The following is a 1,205-nucleotide window of genomic DNA, read 5'->3' as shown; positions in this document are numbered from 1 at the left end:
GCCTCTATCAGCTACAATCACTACTTTATTGATCTCATACCTCTCCTTTAACCTATCAAGAATAGGCAATAAAGTGTACCCTTCGAATGTGTTCCCAGGAAAGATGTCATAGGTCAGTGGCCTACCTTCACTGTTAATGACTATGCTTAAAACTATTTGCACTTCATTAGACCTCTTGCATAACCTGATATTCACAACTCCATATTATAAATTCCTGTAATCAAATTGAACCTTAGCCCAAATCTTTTACGTCTATTTCTGTATTTGTCAGAGATAATCTTAAATCGTTTGAGCATGCCAATAACATTTTCATTTGTTACTCTTTCACTTGCAAGTTCTCTATTTTTCTTTTTATCCTCTTTTGTTAATGGACTCTTCTTGCTCTTCTTTCTTGGCAATTCAGATCTAGCATGTAGCTTTTGTATACCTTGATATCCAGTATCTGTAACAGCCTTTATTCCAGGCTGCATTCTCGTTTTGGATTCCTTAAATAACCTGAAATCATGACGCTTCCCATTTGTGAATGCTGTACAAATAACTTGCTTTGTTCTTTTGTTAACAGCAATTTGACTCTTTAAAGTATGCCTTTTCTTCTTGCCAGAATAATAGTATTTCTGCTTGTTATTCCGATTCTTAATACGCTTCTTATTCTTTACCCTTCTTTTTTTTTGGACGCTCTATTCCCGTCTCTGTTGCATCTATCAATATAACATCATATTCCATATCACTTCTAAGCAAAGCCTTCCTTCCTGGTAACCCAAAGTCTGGATGCTTGACTAGTGTATCTTCTATCCACTTGATATTCCTATAACAACTACTCTCTGATATACCATATGAAGATGCAACATGAAAATATGTACGGTATTCTCTTAAATATTCTAACGTCATTAATAATCTATCTTCCATACATAATGCATTAGGCTTACCTCCACTTGCTTTCTTCTTTTGATCCGCTTCTTGCAGTATTCCTATCATCTTTTCAAATGTCGACCTCTTGACTCCCCTCAGCCTTCGAAAATCCTCTTCTTTGTACTCCTTGATTCTATCGTACTTTATCATAACCTCATTTATCCTCATGTATAAATAATCTATTATCTATACTTACTTCCTAAGTTATCCAAGAAGTCTATTAAACTTACAATCCTTGCTAAAGCCGAAGTTTCTTAAATCATCAGCCTCCTGTGATTCAAAGTAAAGTGTAGTGA

1 pseudogene is annotated in these 1,205 nt (G+C 35.0%); it reads right to left on the bottom strand.

What is annotated here, in order from left to right:
* Positions 1-191: 191 nt before the first annotated feature.
* Positions 192-1,056: pseudogene (locus EDM53_RS05860) on the bottom strand (IS5 family transposase).
* Positions 1,057-1,205 lie beyond the last annotated feature (149 nt).

This window comes from Rickettsiales endosymbiont of Peranema trichophorum (assembly GCF_004210275.1).
GTDB lineage: Bacteria > Pseudomonadota > Alphaproteobacteria > Rickettsiales > Midichloriaceae > RICK02.
The sequence above is the reverse complement of the archived record's forward strand: the minus strand, read 5'-3'. Positions and strand labels throughout refer to the sequence as shown.